Genomic DNA, 505 nt, shown 5'->3' on the forward strand with positions numbered 1-505 from the left:
AAGTGACGGATTTTCTTTTGAGTTAATGGACTTACTTTAATCATATTACGCTCCAAACTTCACACGTGGGTCGACTAAAGCAACACAAATATCCGAAATAATATTACCGATCAGCAGCAATACCGCGTTGATAGCAACGATGCCCATCACTACAGGGTAATCACGTTCCATAATGGATTCGTAACCTAATAAACCAATGCCGTCGATGTTGAAGATAACTTCGATCAAAAATGCCCCTGTCATGAAGAACAACAGTGAGTTGCCAAAGTGAGAAGCAATTGGAATCAAACTATTGCGTAGCGCGTGTTTGCGTACCGCTTTCTTAAACGGCAAGCCTTTTGCGATCGCGGTACGGATGTAATCCGATGATAAGTTTTCCATCAGGTTATTTTTCATCGTCATGGTGAGCGTTGCGAAATCACCAATCAAGTAACAGATCAGCGGAAGCACAGCATGCCACATCACGTCTTTTGCGCGTTCAAAGAAGGTTTCATAGTCATCGAAA

The 505-nt window shown here is 42.4% G+C and carries 1 protein-coding gene; it reads right to left on the bottom strand.

From position 1 onward, the window contains the following. Nucleotides 1-45: 45 nt before the first annotated feature. On the bottom strand, nucleotides 46-505 hold a 460-nt coding region (locus R7Q09_RS28665), incomplete at its 5' end, for an ABC transporter permease (protein WP_318144273.1).

This window comes from Vibrio sp. 2130-1, from assembly GCF_033339515.1.